This is a genomic window from Mesorhizobium sp. WSM4311 (assembly GCF_002295115.1).
GTDB lineage: Bacteria > Pseudomonadota > Alphaproteobacteria > Rhizobiales > Rhizobiaceae > Mesorhizobium.
Map to the genome: position 1 here is coordinate 630,684 of NZ_NSFV01000004.1, position 16,090 is coordinate 646,773.

Sequence of the window (16,090 nt, forward strand, 5' to 3'; positions counted from 1 at the left end):
CTTGTTGGCCGCTCGCTTTGGCGCATCATAGATTATAATAGCATAATGTCTACTGGCTTCGGACCGAGCCGTGCGATGGCTAGAGTCTGGTGATCCGAACGGTCGCGTCGGGCCGCTGAAACAGCTCCGGCCGCAGGCTGAGACCCAGCCCCGGCCCTTCGAGCGGCGCAACGTGGCCGTCCTTGACCGGCGGAATGTCGGCGACGATCTCGGTGTACCAGCCGGTGAAATACGCGCGCACCGCCTCCTGGTAGTTGACGTTCGGCAAGGTCGCCGACAGCGCGCAACTGGCGGCATAGACGATCGGCCCGGTGCAATCGTGCAAGGTGACAGGCAGTTCGCTGGCCTCGGCCATGTTGGCGATCTTGCGCGCTTCGGAGAGGCCGCCGCACCAGGCGAGATCAATCATGATCACGCTGGCCGCGCGCTTGTCGATCAGTTGCTTGAACATCTGCCGCGAGGCGAGCCGCTCGCTGGCGGCGATCGGTATTGATGTATGGCGGGCAAGCTCGGCCATGGCGTCAAGCTCGTTGTAGCGGATCGGCTCCTCCAGCCAGGCGACGTCATGGGCTTTCAGCGCCTCGGCGATGCGCAGCACCGGCGGCAAGGTCCACAGCCCGTGCAGTTCGACCATGATTTCCATGTCGCGGCCGACAGCGTCGCGGATTTTCTGGAAAGGCTCCAATGCCTTGTCCAGATCGGTCAGCGAAATGCGCGTGCCATTCGATGCCTCGGCGGCGATGTCGAACGGCCAGATCTTCATCGCGCCGATGCCTTCCGACTTCAGGCTCCTGGCGAGATCGCCGGCATTGTAGCGCCAGGCGAGCAGGTCCTCGTACGGGCCTTCGTTGGAATCGCCAGGCTTGAGCGACCAGTCCTCGCCGCGCTCGAACAGGGCGTTCCTCTTGGTGGCCCGGACGTGCTTGTAGCCGGCGCAGGTGTTGTAGACCGGCACGCTCTTGTGGGTGCGCCCGCCAAGCAGCCGCCAGATCGGCTCGCCGAGCGCCTGGCCATAGATATCCCATAGCGCGATGTTGACGGCGGAATTGCCGCGCAGCTCGGCGCCGGAATCGCGGGCGCCGACATAGACGCTGCCCAGCATGCGGTCGTGCAGTTCGATGTCGCGCGGATCCTTGCCGAGGAGATAGGACGCGACATTGTCGTGGATGTAGGCGGCGACCGGCCCCGGCGCCCAGAACGTCTCGCCGGTGCCGATCAGGCCGGCATCGGTGTGGACGCGCAGCCAGAACAGGAAGGGGAATTCCGCCAGCTGCAGCGTCTCGAGCGCGACGACTTTCATTGTTTTCTCCCCATTGCAGCGAACCATGCGGTCGGCGGGACAATAGCACATCGCCGTTGACAGCCATTTATGGTACCGGTATCAATCGCGTCAAGATGGCCACCGGGAGGGTTTTCTTGCCAGCCGAGAATCACAACACGCCGCCACGAAGGGCACTTGTCACCGGTGCCGCCGGCGGCCTCGGTCGCGAGGTGGCGATCCAGCTGGCGCGGCGCGGCTGTGTCGTCGCGGTCACCGACATCAATGGCGAGGGACTGGCCGAGACCGCCACGCTGGTCGGCGAAACCGGCGCGGAAAGCGAAAGCATCGTCAGCGACTTCACCGGGGAAGGCGCGCCGGAGGCGGCGGTGGAGAAAGTGGTGGCGCGCTGGGGCGGCATCGACATCCTCGTCAACAATGCCGGCTATGGCGTGATCGAGCCCTTCCTCGACGCCACCTTCAAGGCCTGGACGCGCACGCTGGCGCTCAATGTCACGGCCCTTGCCATGGCCTGCAAAGCGGCGGGCCGAGTGATGCGCGAGCAGCGTTCGGGGCGCATCATCAACATCACCTCGCCGGGTTCGCGCATGGCGCTGCCCGACTACACCGCCTACACGGCGAGCAAGGCCGGGGTCGATTCCATTACCCGCGCCGCAGCGGTAGCGCTGGCGCCCTATGGTGTGCTGGTCAACAGCCTGGCACCGGGCATGATGGACACCGAAATGCAACGCTCGACCGAGGTCGACCTGGCCCGCGCCAATGGCCGCAGCGACCTGCAGGCCTTCCTCGACGAGCGCACCCGCCGCATCCCGCTCGGCCGCCGGGCCGAGATTGCGGAAGTCGCGGAAGCCGTCGTCTGGCTCTGTCTCGATGCGCCCAAATACATGACCGCCGAGCGGCTCAACATGTCGGGCGGGCTCGATAAGGACTGATCAGATGCAGCGAAACTCCCCACCCGGCAGCGCCGATATCGGCGCGCTCGAACGCAAGGCGATACAATTGCGCCGTCACATGCTGACCATGGCGCGCGGCCAGGGCCAGGGTTATATCGGCCAGGGCCTCGGCATCGCCGATGTGCTGGCCGCGCTCTACTTCCACGAACTGCGTTACGATCCACACAATCTGGCGTGGGCCGACCGCGACCGCTTCCTGCTCTCGACCGGGCATTATTCGATCGCGCTGTGGGCAGCGCTGGCCGAGGCCGGCATCATCCCGGTCGAGGAACTTGCCACCTATGGCGCCGACAACAGCCGGCTGGAAATGTCGACGCTCGACACGACGCCAGGTGTCGAAGTCATCGGCGGCTCGCTCGGCCATGGCCTGGGGCAAGGCGTCGGCCAGGCGATGGGCCTGCGCATCGACAAATCCGAGGCGCGCGTCTTCGTCGAACTGTCCGATGGCGAAATGCAGGAAGGCTCGACCTGGGAAGCGGCGATGTCGGCCAGCCATTTCAAGCTCGATGGGCTTGTGGCACTGGTCGACTGCAACGGCATCCAGGCCGACGGGCCTGTCGTGCTCGACATGGAGCCGGTGGCCGACAAATGGCGCGCCTTCGGCTGGCAGACATCGGAGATCGACGGCAACGACATGAAGGCGGTGGTCGGCGCGCTGGCCGATGCGCGCGAGCGCAACGGCAAGCCGAAGGCGATCGTGCTGCGCACGCTGCCTGGCAAGGGCGTGCCGCGTATCGAAACCGCCGAGAAATCGCATTTCTTCCGCATCGACGTGGCGCAATGGGACGGCATCATCGCCGAGTTCGAAAAGACCGTGGGAGCAAGCCAATGAGCGGCACAGCGACGGAGGCCGGCCGCACGCTGGCCATGGGTCAGGACGAAGCGGTCCGCGGCGGCCGGCAAAGCGTGGAAGCGCCGTTTGGCAAGGCGCTGACGCGGCTCGGCCACAGCCGTCCCGACATTGTTGGGCTGACCGCCGACCTCGGCAAATACACCGACATCCTGCCATTCCGTGACGCTTTCCCCGACCGCTTCTTCAATGTCGGCATGGCCGAGCAGAACCTGGTCGCTGTCGCCGCTGGGCTGGCGCGTACCGGCAAGGTGCCGTTCGCCACCACCTATGGCGTGTTCGCGACAAGGCGGGCCTATGATTTCGTCGCCATCGCGCTCGCCCACTCCAACCTTAACGTCAAGATCGTCGCCGGCCTGCCGGGATTGACGACCGGCTATGGCGGCACGCACCAGGCGATCGAGGATCTGGCGCTGATGCGCATGATCCCCGGGCTGACCATCATCGACCCCTGCGACGCGACCGAGATCGAAGCGGCGACCAAGGCGATCGCAGAGCGTCACGGGCCGGTCTACATGCGGCTGCTGCGCGGTTCAGTGCCCGTGGTATTTGAAGCCGGCTATCGTTTCGAAATCGGCAAGGCGCGCAAGCTTCGTGGCGGTTCCGATGTCGGCATCATCTCGACCGGCTTCATGACCGAGCGGGCACTGGATGCGGCGGACGCGTTGCGAAAAAAAGGCATCTCCGCCGGCGTGCTGCACGTGCCGACCATCAAACCGTTCGACACCGAGGCGGTGGCCGCGTTCGCGGCTGGCGTCAGCCACATCGTCACCACGGAAAACCATGTTGTCGTCGGCGGCCTGGCCAGCCTCGTTGTCGAGACCTTGTTCGACGCCGGCATTGCGAAGAAAGTCAGCCGCATCGGCTTGCCCGACCGCTACATCGAATGCGGCGCGGTGCCGACCCTGCAAGCGAAATACGGCCTGACATCAGAAGCCGTCATCGCCGCGATCATAGCCCTGGCTTAGGACGACCGCATGAAAATCACCGAAATCGAGACCTTCGCCGTCGGTGCCGGCTGGAAGAACTGGCTGTTCGTCAAAGTCCATACCGACAACGGCATCCATGGGATTGGCGAAGGCACGCTGAACGGCTTCATCAAGACCACCGAAGCCGGCGTGCACGAGCTCAAGCATCTCGCCATCGGCCAAGACCCGCGCCGCATCAATGCGCTGGCCAAGCGCATGCTGGACAGCGTCTCGCTCGACGGCGGCCACATCCACCGCACGGTGATCGCGGCGGTCGAGATTGCCTGCTGGGACATTCTGGGCAAGAGCCTCGGCGTGCCGATCCACCAGTTGCTCGGCGGCCAGGTGCGCGACAGCGTGCTCGGCTACGCCAATGGCTGGTACCGCATCGAGCGCACGCCGGAGGCCTTCCTCGAAGCCGCCAAGGCGGTGCTGGCGAAAGGTTTCAAGGCGTTCAAGCTCGACCCGTTCGGCACCGCGCAAGGTTTTATCTCGCGCGAGGAATTGGAGCTTTCCTACGCGATCTGCCGAAAATTACGTGATGAACTGCCTCGCGATACGCTGATCCTGATCGACGTGCATGCGCGCTTCACCGAGATCGCCGCCCTGCAGGCCGCGCAGAAATTCGCCGATCTCGACATCTTCTGGTGGGAGGAGCCGACCTCGCGCGACCGGCAAGAGACGGTGCACGAAGTGGCGCATCGCTCACCGATCCCGGTGGCGACCGGCGAAATGTACGACACGGTCGGGCAATTCTACACGCTGGCCGCAGGTGGGGGCGTCAACATCTTCCAGCCCGAACCGATGTCGCTCGGTGGCATTGCGCCGTCCATGCAGGTGGCCAACCTCGCGCTTGCGCATGGCAGCCACATCGCCCCGCACCAGAGCGGCGGACCGGTGGCGACGGCGGTGTGCCTGCAGCTGGCGGCCGCGGTGCCGAACTTCGTCATCCAGGAGCACTTCGACGCTTTCAACGACCCGTGGACGCGTGACCTCGTGACCTGGCACCCGACCGTCAATCCGGCCAATGGCCATCTGTCGCTGCCCGACGCGCCAGGGCTCGGCATCGATCTCAACATCGAGGCGATCAAGAACCACCCTTACGATCCCGACGCCTATCTCAACGTCCACGCGGGGGGCTGGGAAAAGCGCCTCGGGCGGCGGGAAGAGACGGGGCGGCGTGGCCTCTAGTCCGTCACGCGCTTTCGCGATCGACGATCTCGAAGCCGAGGCTGGTGATGGTCGGCACCTTGGTGTCGCCGCCGAGCCTTGCCAGCAATTGCCGCACCGCACGGCGGCCCATTTCGTAGCGGTTGACCTTCACCGTGGTCAGCGGCGGATAGAGCTGCGCGGCGAGATCCATGTCGCCATAGCCGGCGATGGCGATCCTGCCCGGCACGGCCCAGCGCCGGCGGTGGCATTCCTGCACTGCGCCGACCGCGAGCGTGTCGCTGGAAAAGAAGATGGCATCGATATCCCGGTGGCGGGTCGTCAGCGTCACCAGCGCCTCGGCACCGCCCTGCGCGGTGATCGGCACTTCGACCTCCATATCGGCATGGTTCTTGATGCCGAGCTCCGTCAGGGCGGCATGGTAACCGGTGCGGCGCTGCCGCAGGCGGTCATTGCCGTGGATCGGCGTCGAGACGAAGCCGATGCGCTTGTAGCCCTTGGCCGCCAGATGCATGGTCATGGCATAGGCGGTCTCGAAGTTGGAGACGCCGACCACCATGTCGATCGGCTTGCGGCCCTTGATTTCGGAAATTTCGACCACCGGGGCGCCGCTGCTCTTCAGCAAGGCACGCGCCGCTTCGCTTTGCACGAAGCTCTGCAGGATCATGCCGACCGGGCGCCAGCCGAGCAGGTTGCGGATCGACTTCTCCTCGGCCTCCTGCGTGAACTCGCCCTGCACCAGGAGCATCGAATAGCCGCTCTCATGGCATTCGTCGGACATGCCTTGCACCTGTTCGGCAATGCCCGAATTGATCAGCGGCGGCACCACCGTGCCGATCATGCGGCCGTTGCCGCGCATGCTGGACGCAAGCCGGTTGGGTACGAAGCCGGCCTGTTCGATCGCCTCCAGCACCTTGGCGCGCGTCTCCGGCGAGACCATGTCGGGATTGGACAGCGCGCGCGACACCGTCATCGGCGCCACGCCGACCCGCTTGGCGATCTCGCGGACGCCGAGGCGTTGCGGCTTCTTCTCGTCCGCCGGCGGCTTATCGACCATCACCATGCTCCAAGAAAGCGCTATCCGCCAAGGCAATGTCCTGCGGATCACGCCGAAACGTCCATTCATAGCGGTTGCCGCGAGTGCTTGCCAGCGATGGACCCAGCTATGCACCGCCAGAAAATTTCATCGTTGACAAGTTATAATATTATAATCTTAATGGTTGAGAGGAGCGCGCCAGGATCGGCGCGGGCGCATGGGGCCGGCCGCAAGAGCCGGCGACGGTCGCTGCCAGGGAGGTCGGGATGAACAGCGCGGCTGAGGTGAGCGCGTCGCCCAGGGACGCGCGTTCGTTCCGGCGGCGACTGATCGGCTTGATTGCCGTCGGCGAGGTCGGCGTGCTGGCGGCCATGGCTTTGCTGATCGCCTTCTTCTGGCTGCTCGAGCCGGCCTTCCTGTCGGAGCGCAACATCCGCGCCATTCTCAACGTCGTCTCCTTTGTCGGCATCATCGCCATCGGCCAGACCATTCTGCTGGTCGCCGGCGAGTTCGACCTGTCGGTCGGCTCGGTGGCTGGTCTCTCCGCCGTGGTCGCCGCCAAGCTGATGACCGCGGCCGCCCTGCCGGTGAGCGTCGGCATTCTCGGCGGCATAGGCGTCGGCGCGCTGATCGGCCTCCTCAACGGCCTGATCGTCGTCAGGCTGGGCATCCCTGCCTTCATCCAGACGCTCGGCATGCTGTTCATCGGCCAGGGCCTGATCCAGGTGGTGACGGGCGGCTATCCGGTCTATCCGCTGCCCGAGGCGATCAACACCATTGGCGGCACCGATCTCGCCTTCGGCCTCGGCTGGAGCTTTGCCTTCTTCATCGTCGTCGCCCTCCTTGCCGACTTCGTGCTGCGGCGCACCGTGCTCGGGCGCAACATGTATGCCACCGGCGGCAACAAGGAAGTGGCGCATCTCGTCGGTATTAACACCAGCGCCTACAAGATCGGCGCCTTCATCACCGTCGGCGCGCTGTCGGCGATCGCCGGCATGTTCGTAATGGCCGATCTCGGCAGCGGCGGCACTTCGATCGGCAGCGGCTGGGAACTGACCGTCATCGCCGGCGTCGTGGTCGGTGGCGTCAGCCTGTTCGGCGGCGCCGGCACGGTGGCCGGCGGCGTCGTCGGCATCCTGATGCTGAAGGTGGTGCAGAGCGGCCTCGTCGTCATTGGCGTCAACTCCAACTGGCAGCAGATCGCGGTCGGCGTGATCATGGTCATGGCTGTCGGCCTCGACATAGTGCGCCGCCGCTACTTCATCGCCGGCGCCTGAGAGGCCGCTTATATTGCGCCGGCAAAAATGCCGGCGAACCAAGGGAGGTAAGGCATGAAGACCCATTTGAAAAAGCGGCTGATCCGAACCGCATTGGTGGCGGCGGCACTCGCCACCTCGCTCGGCTCGGCGAGCCTGGCCCGGGCGGCGGACATTCACCTGCTCTGGGTGCAGGCGATGAAGGATCACCCGGTGCATCGGCTGATGCAGGCGGGCTTCCTCAACAAATGCAAGGAACTTGGCTACACCTGCGAGGTGGTCGGCGACCCGAGCGCCACCAACTGGGATATTCCGGCGACCTTGCCGCTTGCCGAGGCCGCCCTTGCCCGCACCAAATACGACGCGATCGGGGTATACGGTCCCGATCCGGCCATCTATTCCTACATCTCCAAGCTGGCCAAGGAAGGCTTCCCGATCGTCACCTGGCACGTCCTGCCGCCCGAAGGGACCGTCAACGGCCTGAAAGCGGCAACGGGAGAGAACATCGCCGAAGCGGGAACCAATGCCGCGATCGCGATCGGCGACAAGCTCGGCGGCAAGGGCACCGTGGCGTTGACGCAGGGCGCTTCCAACGACACCGAAAACGCCATGTCGGATGCCTTCCGCAAGACCATCGCGGCGAAATATCCCGGCATCAAGGTGCTCGACACGCAGATGGAAGGCTTTGAACCGTCGGCGGCCGAGGCAAAAGCGGTGGCGATCCTGCAGGGCAATCCCGATGTGACTGCCGCCTTCGGCACCACCGGCAACAGCATCCAGACCTGGTCGGGCGCCGCCCGCAAGGCCGGACGCGATGTCGTCATCGTCGGCATGGACTATATCAGGCAGAATCTCGATCTGGTGAGATCCGGCGCCGCCTACGGCATCGTCGCGCAGCCGCTCTATGAAGAGAGCGCCAAGGTCGCCGAACTTCTCGGTGATCTCGCCCAGGGCAAGACCGTGCCCTACAGCAATCCGCTGCCGGCAAAGGTGATCACCGCAGCTGATCTCGATCCCTATTACAAGATGCTGGACAGCGCCGGCCAGTAACACCTGCCGCCGGGCCCGCGCCTTGCAGGCCCGGCGCTTTCCGAAGGGATGCGTCTTGTCCATCACCACCCCAGCGCCGCTGTTTTCGGCCACCGCCATCGCCAAGAATTTCGGCGGCGTGCAGGCGCTGCGCGGCGTCGATTTCGATGTCGTGGCCGGCGAGATCCACGCCTTGCTCGGCCAGAACGGCGCCGGCAAGTCGACGCTGGTCAAGATCCTCAACGGCGTGCATCCGGCCGGTTCCTACACCGGCACGATCCAGCTCGACGGCCGGCCCGTCAGCTTCGCTTCGCCGGCCGATGCACGATCGAACGGCGTCGGTTACGTGCCGCAGGAAATCGAGGTGCTCGAACAGCTGTCGGTCGCCGAGAATGTCTTTGCCGGCCGCACCGGGCTGGGCACAGGCATGCTGGTCCACCAGCGCAAGCTCGAGCAGCGGGCCGGCGAAATCTTTGCCGACCTCGGCATCGACATCAACCCCAGGGCCTATGTCGCGTCGCTGACCTCGGCGCAGCGTCATCTGGTGATGATTGCGCGTGCCATCGTGCTGAAGCCACGCGTGCTGATGCTGGACGAGCCGACGGCCTCGCTCTCCGGCACCGAGGTGGATGCGCTGTTCGCCGTGCTACGCCGCCTGAAGGCGCAAGGCGTGGCGATGATCTACATCACCCACCGCCTGCCCGAGGTGCTGGCCATCTGCGACCGCGCCACGGTGCTGCGCGACGGGCAGGTGGCGGTACGGATCGCGCGCGAGGACTTCGATGCCGAGACCTTCATCTTCTCGATGTCGGGTCAAAGGCTACAGCGGCTGTTTCCCGAACACGCGGCACCCGTCGGCCGGCCGACGGCGCTGGAGGTTCGCCATCTCACGGTCGCCGGCCACAGCGGCGCGGTCCATGGCGCCAGGGATATCAATCTCCGCGTGGCGGCGGGCGAAATCGTCGGGCTGGCCGGGCTGCTGGGCTCCGGCCGCAGCGAGGTCCTGCACGGCATCTATGGCCGCGTTCCGGCCGACGGCGAAATCCGCGTCGCCGGCCAGAGCGTGTCGATCAAATCGCCCAGGGATGCCCGCGCAGCCGGCATTGCGCTGCTGACCGAGGATCGCAAGCGCGACGGCCTGCTGTTCAACCTGCCCGTCGGCGCCAACATCACCATCGGCAATCTCGCGCCTCTGTTGCGGCATGGCATGGTGCGCGGCGGACTGGAGCGAAGCTCCATCCTCACCGCCATGCGCGCGCTTAACGTCAAGGCGTCCTCGCCGCAGGCTTCGGTCACCCATCTGTCGGGCGGCAACCAGCAAAAGCTGCTGTTCGCCCGTGTGCTGATGCGGGCACCGAAAGTGCTTCTGCTCGACGAGCCGACCAAGGGCGTCGACGCGGCGACCCGTCATGAAATCTACCGGCTTGTGGTTGAACTCGCCGAGAAAGGCGTAGGCTTGCTGATCGTCGCTTCCGAATTGGAAGAGCTGATCGGACTTTGCGATCGCTGCGTCGTGGTCGCCGACGGGCGCATCGTCGACGAATTTGGCCGCGGCGAAGGCGGCGAGGATCGGGTGCTGCGCTCGGTGACGGCGGCGCAAGCGGAACGCCACGCCATCGCTTCACAGGCCTCAGCATGATGTTCGCCGGCAAACGCGTTTTCGTCACGGGGGCTGCCACCGGCATTGGCCGGGCGACCGCGCAGTACCTCGCCGACGAAGGCGCCGGGGTTTTCGGCGCCGGACTGGACGGCGAAGAGGGCAAGGCCCTTGCCGGCCGCTATGACGAAAGCCAGTTGATCTTCCGCGAGAGCGATCTTACCCGCGAAGCGGAGGTGCAGTCGGCGGTGACGGCAGCCACCGAATGGCTTGGCGGGCTCGACGCCGTCGTCAACTGCGCCGGCATCTACCCCACCGGCAAGCGGCTTGAAGACGTTTCCGACGCGGAATGGGAAAAAACCATCGCCGTCAACCTCACAGCCATTTTCCGCGTCTGCCGCGCGACCTTGCCGCTGCTGCGCGCGGCCGGCGGCGGCTCGATCGTCAACATCGCGTCCGTGCACGCCGATGCCACGGTTCCCGGCGTGCCCGCCTATGCCGCGACGAAGGCGGCGGTCGTCGGCCTGTCGCGGCAGATGGCGCTCGACTATGCCGTCGACTGCATCCGCGTCAACGCCGTGCTGGTCGGCTCGGTCGCCACCCGCATGACGCTGGACGGGCTGGAAGCGGCCGGCGGCGCCGACGCGCTGGGCCTGTCCTTCGAGCCCAACAGGATCGCCCGCATCGCCAACCCTTCGGAGATCGCCAGCGCTGTCGGCTTCCTGATTTCCGACGCCGCATCCTTCGTCACCGGCAGCGCCATGCAAGTGGATGGCGGCCTGCTGGCGCGGCTTCTCTAGGGCTCAGGCGCAATCGGCTGGTTGACTGAAGATCCGATTATACTGCCTCTTCAGTTTGCCGCGCACAGGCGCTACCCTACCGGGCACGGAATTCCGCAGCCATGGCTAGCGGGGGGCAGGCCCCGCGCTCAAGCGCAAAGGGCGTGAAACAGACGGTGCCGGCGGCACTTTCACCCTGGGCGAGGACGATGACGCCCTCATCCGGATCATCCCATCGGCCGCGGCTGAAAGCGCCGGAGGCGTTGGTCTGCGGCTCGACGCAGAAATATGGCTTGGTCGGATCGGCGTAAAGCATCAGGTGCTTGAAGATCGGGTCGGCCCTCATGCGCAGTCCCGCGCCCCGTGCCGGGAAGCGCAGCGTCGCTTCGCCGCCCCAGCCACCATAGTCGTTGTTGCGCCAGCCGCCCGGCAGGGGTCTGCCTTCGGCAAAGTCGAGTTCGGGCGGCAAGGTGACGGGATCGCCCGAAATGCCATCGGGCTGTTCGAGATAGAAGCGCTCGGCCTTGAACTGCACTGTTACGTCCGGATCGCGATCGAACCAGGGATGCAAACCAAAACCGAACGGCAGGGCGACCGGACCGGTATTGGTCAGCGTCATGGTCACGCTCAGTCCCTCGTCCGAAACCGCGAAAGCCTGTGTCGCGCGGTAGGAATAGGGCTCGGCTCCGGCGGCGATGACCAGCGACAGGGTTGCGTTGGCGGGACCTGACCCGGTGACCGTCCAAGCGTGTTGCCAACCGCTGCCATGGACGTTGAATTTTTCGGGCGGATTGTTGGGCAGGACCCGCCAGCGTCTTGCCCCGAAGTCGAAGGCGTTGCCGGCGATGCGGTTGGCATAGGGCGTCATCGGAAACATGGCGACGCCAAGTACATTGCCGGATTTGCGATCATCATCCGAGAGCCGGCGTACGAGGTCGATGCCGCGCCAGCGCAACGCGCTCACGCTGCCGCCGATTTGCGGCACCAGGGCAACCTCGAGCGCTCCCGATCCGATGCTCAGCAATTCAGAAATTGCGGCCATAGCCTGCCGTCCATCCACCGTCGACGCCCAGCATCTGGCCCGTGGTGTAGGTGTTGAGCGGATCGCAGAAGAACAACACGGCCGCGACCGCTTCCTCGATGCAGCCGGCGCGGCCGACCGGCGTGTGGCTGAGCATCGCCCTGTCGCCCGAGACCATGGTTTCGTCCTCGACCGCGCCGAAGCCGACGGCATTGACCAACACCCTCGGCCCGAACTCCATGGCCAACGCACGCATGCCGGCCAGAATCGTCGCGTTCTCCATGGAAAAGCGCGGATGGCGGCGCATCGGCATGCCGGCCGTGGCCGAGACCAGGAAGACGATGCGCCCGCCGCCGCGCTCGGCCATGGCCACGGCTGCCCTGCGCGCATCGGCATGCTGGCAGCGTGGATCCTGCATCGTCGTTCCCGGGCGCAGCGGATTGGACATCAGCAGGATGTCGGCGGCATCCCCTGCTTCGACGACCGTGCCGCCATTGGCACGCAGCGCGGCAAGCACGGCGTCGACGATCGGGTTGGTCTCGCCATCGAGGGCCACCGCGGCGCCGTTGAGATCGATTTCCATCGCGCCGCTCACATCATGTATCCCGCCGTCCAGCCGCCATCGACGGCCAGCACCTGGCCGTTGACGTAGCTGGCGGCCGGCGAGGCCAGGAACAGCACCGCCTCGGCGATCTCCCGCGGCTCGGCCGGACGGCCGAGCGGCACATGGGCCAGGAATTCCTGCGTGCGGCCGGCGAACTTGCCGTCATCGCCGTAAAACAGCTTGGCGGTCAGCGCCGTCATCACCGAACCTGGAGCGACCGCGTTGGTCAGGATGCCCTTGGCGCCGAGTTCGATCGCCATCGACCGCGTCAGATGGATGATGCCGGCCTTGGCGGCGACGAACGGGCTCTGCAGGCGCATGGCGGCAAGGCCGACGACCGAGGCGATGTTGACGATGCGCCCGCCCCTGCCGGCGGCGAGCATGGGACCGAGTGCCGCGCGGCTCATAATGTAGAGGCCGTCGAGATCGATGCCGGTGATGCGGTCCCATTCCTCGGCCGGGAATTCGTCGATTGTGACACGATGCGCCAGCGTGTTGACGCCGGCATTGTTGATGAGGATGTCGAGGCGGCCGTAACGCTGCATGATCGCGGCGATCGCGCTGTCGACCGATGCGCCATCACGGATGTCGGTGACGCAGGCCATGGCATCGGTCAAGCCGGCCGCGACCTGTCTTGCGCCCTCGCCGTCGATGTCGGCGACGACGACCGCGGCGCCATTGTCGGACAGGCGCCTGGCAATGGAACTGCCTATGGCGCCCCCCGCTCCCGTGACCAGCGCCACCTTGCCTCGCAAATCGCAGCGCATGTCCCGCACACCCCCCGAGCAATACCGGGTTATGCTATTATAATATCTACTGGAGTCGGGCAAGCGGCGGCGTTGCCGGCGCGATTATTCCGCCGGCGCGCCGGCAACGTTCTTGCGGGCGGCATCGACCATCAGCCGCCGTGCGCGGAACACGCCCCATTGCTGGTCGACGAGGACGCCGATGAGAATGACACCGCCCATGACCGCGAAGTTGAGGGAGGACGGGATGCCGAGCAGATTGACGAGGTTCTGCAGTTCCTGCAGCAGCACGGTCCCGAGGATGACGCCGATCAGGGAGCCTTCGCCGCCGCGCAGCGAGAAGCCGCCGAGCACGGCGGCGGCAATGGCGTAGAGTTCATAGAACTGGCCGTGGCTGGCCGGCGAGATCGAGCGTGTGTACATGGCGAAATAGATCGCCGACAGCGCCGTCAGCACGCCGCAGATGACATAGGCGGCCATGACGATGCGGCCGGTACGGATGCCGGAATATTTCGCCGCCTCCTCATTCTTGCCGATGGCGTAGAGATAGCGGCCGAACACCGAACGGTGCAGCACCACCCACATGACGATGGCGATGACGATCAGCGCGATGAAGCTGTTCGGCACGCCCCAGGAGCGGCCCGCGGTGAGGAATTCGAGCTCGGGGAAATTCTGGCCGAAGGCGAAGCCGGCGGTGCCGTCGGCGGTGTAGAAACGGGCGACGCCGCGATAGATCAAGAGGCCGCACAAGGTGACGACGAAGGGCTGCAGCTTCAGCCTGGTGATCAGCCAGCCATGCACCAGGCCGATGATGGCGCCAAGCGCGATGATCAGCACGAAGGCCAGAGGCCAGTCCAGTTCGCGCACGGCGATGAAGTCGATGAACAGCGTTCCCAGCAGCGCCACCACCGAGCCGACCGACAGTTCGATGCCGCCGGTGATAATGACGAAGGCCTGGCCGATCGACAGGATCCCGAACAGGCCGATCAGGTTCGAGGTGTTGGCAAGGTTGATCGGCAAGAGGAAGCGCGGATTGATGATGGCCACGATTGCGCCGACCACCAGGATCAGGATCAGCAGGCCGAGATCTTTCTTGCTCATCGTCTTCTCCCCAATGCCTGCCTGAGCAGGTTGCGCGGTCTCGCGACCCCGGCGCAAAAACTATTTCGGCTGCTTGCCCACCGCCAGCAGCAGCACGTTTTCCTGGCTGAACTGGTCCTTGTCGAGAATGCCCGATATCTGGCCCTCATGCATGACGGCGATGCGGTCGGACACGCCGATCACCTCCTCCATGTCGCTGGAGATCATCAGCACGGCGACGCCGGCATCGGCCAGCGCGCGCATCAGCCCGTAGATTTCCGCCTTGGCGCCGATGTCGATGCCGCGCGTCGGCTCATCGAGGATCATCACCTTCGGGTTCATGGCCAGCCATTTGCCGAGCACGACCTTCTGCTGGTTGCCGCCCGACAGCGTGCCGGTCCGCGTCTGCACCGACGGCGCCTTGATACCGAGATTTTTCTTCTGTTTCTCGGCGGTTGCCGTCTCGGCGCTTGCCGACACCAGTGAGCGCCTGGCATGCGCCGGCAGATTGGGCAGCGAAATATTCTGCGCGATCGACAGGTCGAGCAGGATGCCGGTCAGCTTGCGGTCTTCCGGCACCAGGAAAATGCCGTGCGCGACGGCATCGGCCGCCGACCCCAGCACAAGCGTCTTGCCGTCGAGCTCGAGCGTGCCGCCAAGGCTGCCGTCGATGCCGAAGAACACGCGGGCCAACTCGGTGCGGCCGGAGCCGACAAGGCCGGCAAGGCCGAGGATCTCGCCACGCCGGACATCGAGGTCGACCGGCCGGCTGGGATAGGTGGGGGTGCGGATGGCCTTGGCCGCAAGTGCCGTGGCGCCGGGCGCCCGCGCGGCCTCGGAGGCCTTTTCGCGTTCCTTCAGCATGCGGCCGATCATCAGCTTGACCATCTGGTCGTGATTGATGTCGCGCTTGCCCAGCGTGCCGGCCAGCATGCCATCGCGCAGCACGACGACGCGATCTGCGACGCGCTCGACCTCGTGCAGGCGGTGCGAAATGAAGATGACGCTGATACCGTCGGCCTTCAGCGCCTTGATGACGTCGAGCAGTTTGTCGGTCTCGGCGAGCGGCAGGCTCGATGTCGGCTCGTCGAGGATGACCAGCCTTGCCTTGATCGACAGCGCCTTGGCGATCTCGACCATCTGCTGCTGCGCCAGCGACAGGTCGGCGACCTGCGCATCGGCGGAGAAATTGGCGCCGACGCGCTTCAAGAGCGGCGCCACCATCTCGCGCAGCTTCGAGCGGTCGACGAGTTTCAGCGGCCCGGCGCGCAGCGGCTCGCGGCCGAAGAAGATGTTGGCGGCGACGTCGAGATTTTCGAACAGGTTGAGTTCCTGGTGGACGAAGGCGATGCCCGAGCCCAGGCTGCCTTCGACGGTCAAGCTGTTGTGAGCGGTGCCGTCGACCGTGATCGTGCCGGTGTCCGGCGTGGTGACGCCTCCGAGGATCTTCATCAGGGTCGACTTGCCGGCGCCGTTCTCGCCGACGAGGCCGATGACCTCGCCCGGCCTGACCTCCATCGAAAACCCGTCGAGCGCGACGACGCCCGGATAGGTCTTGCGCACGTTCTCGAGGCTGAGAAACGGGGTGATTGCCGCGATGGATGTATCGGAATAATTCATCATGCCTGACAGGGATTGGCGGGCCGACTTTTAAGGCAGACTGACGCTCCTCGCGGTGTTCGTCAATGCGAACAGCCGGCTCAAGCAAGTTGAGCCGGCTGA

At 65.4% G+C, this 16,090-nt stretch carries 15 protein-coding genes; 8 read left to right on the forward strand and 7 right to left on the reverse strand.

Annotated elements, in window-relative coordinates; all coding sequences use genetic code 11:
* Nucleotides 1-79 precede the first annotated feature (79 nt).
* On the reverse strand, nucleotides 80-1,300 hold the full coding sequence (locus CK226_RS13810; RefSeq protein ID WP_179296095.1) for a mandelate racemase/muconate lactonizing enzyme family protein: 1,221 nt from the start codon (nucleotides 1,298-1,300) through the stop codon (nucleotides 80-82).
* A gap of 116 nt (nucleotides 1,301-1,416) precedes the next feature.
* Between CK226_RS13810 and CK226_RS13815 the strand changes: the two genes are divergently transcribed.
* The 4 genes from CK226_RS13815 to CK226_RS13830 are packed head-to-tail and all read left to right on the forward strand — an operon-like array spanning nucleotide 1,417 to nucleotide 5,241.
* Nucleotides 1,417-2,211 carry an SDR family oxidoreductase gene (locus CK226_RS13815; protein WP_095773145.1) on the forward strand — a complete coding sequence of 265 codons (795 nt, stop codon included), beginning with the start codon at nucleotides 1,417-1,419 and terminating at the stop codon, nucleotides 2,209-2,211.
* A 4-nt stretch (nucleotides 2,212-2,215) separates the two neighbouring features.
* A complete protein-coding gene (locus CK226_RS13820) occupies nucleotides 2,216-3,064 on the forward strand; it encodes a transketolase (protein ID WP_095792130.1) in 849 nt (282 codons plus the stop codon).
* The gene (locus CK226_RS13825; RefSeq protein WP_095773147.1) at nucleotides 3,061-4,050 is read left to right on the forward strand and encodes a transketolase C-terminal domain-containing protein; all 990 of its coding nucleotides are present in this window, start codon (nucleotides 3,061-3,063) and stop codon (nucleotides 4,048-4,050) included. Before CK226_RS13820 ends, CK226_RS13825 begins: the two co-directional genes overlap by 4 nt.
* 9 nt (nucleotides 4,051-4,059) lie before the next feature.
* Entirely contained in the window at nucleotides 4,060-5,241 is a 1,182-nt protein-coding gene (locus CK226_RS13830; protein ID WP_095792131.1) for a mandelate racemase/muconate lactonizing enzyme family protein, read from the forward strand.
* Nucleotides 5,242-5,245: 4 nt separating this feature from the next.
* On the opposite strand, the gene CK226_RS13835 is transcribed toward CK226_RS13830, so the two are convergent.
* A complete protein-coding gene (locus CK226_RS13835) occupies nucleotides 5,246-6,277 on the reverse strand; it encodes a LacI family DNA-binding transcriptional regulator (RefSeq protein ID WP_179296094.1) in 1,032 nt (343 codons plus the stop codon).
* Between the two features lie 245 nt (nucleotides 6,278-6,522).
* Between CK226_RS13835 and CK226_RS13840 the strand changes: the two genes are divergently transcribed.
* From CK226_RS13840 to CK226_RS13855, 4 genes are read left to right on the forward strand one after another with little or no spacing between them, the layout of a single operon-like run.
* Nucleotides 6,523-7,533 (forward strand): ABC transporter permease, encoded by a 1,011-nt coding sequence (locus CK226_RS13840; RefSeq protein ID WP_095773150.1) that lies wholly within the window; start codon nucleotides 6,523-6,525, stop codon nucleotides 7,531-7,533.
* 54 nt (nucleotides 7,534-7,587) lie between these two features.
* Complete coding sequence (locus tag CK226_RS13845; RefSeq protein WP_095792132.1) at nucleotides 7,588-8,562, forward strand: substrate-binding domain-containing protein; 975 nt, start codon at nucleotides 7,588-7,590, stop codon at nucleotides 8,560-8,562.
* A 55-nt stretch (nucleotides 8,563-8,617) separates the two neighbouring features.
* Nucleotides 8,618-10,180, forward strand: coding sequence for a sugar ABC transporter ATP-binding protein (locus CK226_RS13850; protein ID WP_095792133.1), 1,563 nt, complete (start codon nucleotides 8,618-8,620; stop codon nucleotides 10,178-10,180).
* A complete protein-coding gene (locus CK226_RS13855) occupies nucleotides 10,177-10,938 on the forward strand; it encodes an SDR family NAD(P)-dependent oxidoreductase (protein ID WP_095792134.1) in 762 nt (253 codons plus the stop codon). Before CK226_RS13850 ends, CK226_RS13855 begins: the two co-directional genes overlap by 4 nt.
* Nucleotides 10,939-11,014: 76 nt before the next feature.
* Here the strand turns inward: CK226_RS13855 and CK226_RS13860 are convergent, their stop codons facing one another.
* The 5 genes from CK226_RS13860 to CK226_RS13880 form a co-directional block, all read right to left on the reverse strand.
* The gene (locus tag CK226_RS13860; protein WP_095792135.1) at nucleotides 11,015-11,959 is read right to left on the reverse strand and encodes an aldose 1-epimerase; all 945 of its coding nucleotides are present in this window, start codon (nucleotides 11,957-11,959) and stop codon (nucleotides 11,015-11,017) included.
* The gene (locus tag CK226_RS13865; protein WP_245437745.1) at nucleotides 11,943-12,533 is read right to left on the reverse strand and encodes an SDR family oxidoreductase; all 591 of its coding nucleotides are present in this window, start codon (nucleotides 12,531-12,533) and stop codon (nucleotides 11,943-11,945) included. The genes CK226_RS13860 and CK226_RS13865 overlap by 17 nt, the downstream gene beginning before the upstream one ends.
* Nucleotides 12,530-13,309 carry an SDR family NAD(P)-dependent oxidoreductase gene (locus tag CK226_RS13870; protein WP_095792137.1) on the reverse strand — a complete coding sequence of 260 codons (780 nt, stop codon included), beginning with the start codon at nucleotides 13,307-13,309 and terminating at the stop codon, nucleotides 12,530-12,532. Before CK226_RS13870 ends, CK226_RS13865 begins: the two co-directional genes overlap by 4 nt.
* 84 nt (nucleotides 13,310-13,393) lie before the next feature.
* The gene (locus CK226_RS13875; protein WP_095773158.1) at nucleotides 13,394-14,389 is read right to left on the reverse strand and encodes an ABC transporter permease; all 996 of its coding nucleotides are present in this window, start codon (nucleotides 14,387-14,389) and stop codon (nucleotides 13,394-13,396) included.
* A 60-nt stretch (nucleotides 14,390-14,449) separates the two neighbouring features.
* On the reverse strand, nucleotides 14,450-15,988 hold the full coding sequence (locus CK226_RS13880) for a sugar ABC transporter ATP-binding protein (RefSeq protein ID WP_095792189.1): 1,539 nt from the start codon (nucleotides 15,986-15,988) through the stop codon (nucleotides 14,450-14,452).
* Nucleotides 15,989-16,090 lie beyond the last annotated feature (102 nt).